This window comes from Cobetia sp. SIMBA_158 (assembly GCF_046566945.1).
GTDB classification, from domain to species: Bacteria; Pseudomonadota; Gammaproteobacteria; order Pseudomonadales; family Halomonadaceae; genus Cobetia; species Cobetia amphilecti.
In genome coordinates this window covers 1-236 of record NZ_JAWJYL010001094.1, presented here as the reverse complement: position 1 = coordinate 236, position 236 = coordinate 1, and the positions used below count along the sequence as shown (strand labels likewise).

Below are 236 nucleotides of genomic sequence, written 5' to 3'. Positions count from 1 at the left end.
GAAAAGCTAGTCTATTATATTATGAAAATGGTAACTTAAGAAGGTTTTTCTTTACATCCAATACAGATGAGGTTAAACAATTAGTTTACAAATCTTATTATATCAATCAAAGTCAAATTGCTTATAATGAAGATTTCAAAAAACAATTAGCTGAGGTTTTAAATTGTGGAATTGATAATAAAGAAATCCAAATTTTAAATTATAATGCAAAAAGCTTAACAAAGATATTTAACAAA

Annotated in this window: 1 protein-coding gene; it reads left to right on the top strand. The window is 22.9% G+C overall.

Annotation, left to right across the window (positions count from 1 at the left end):
* Positions 1 to 236: hypothetical protein (locus tag R2R70_RS23160; protein WP_410979368.1), on the top strand; the 236-nt coding region annotated here is incomplete at both ends.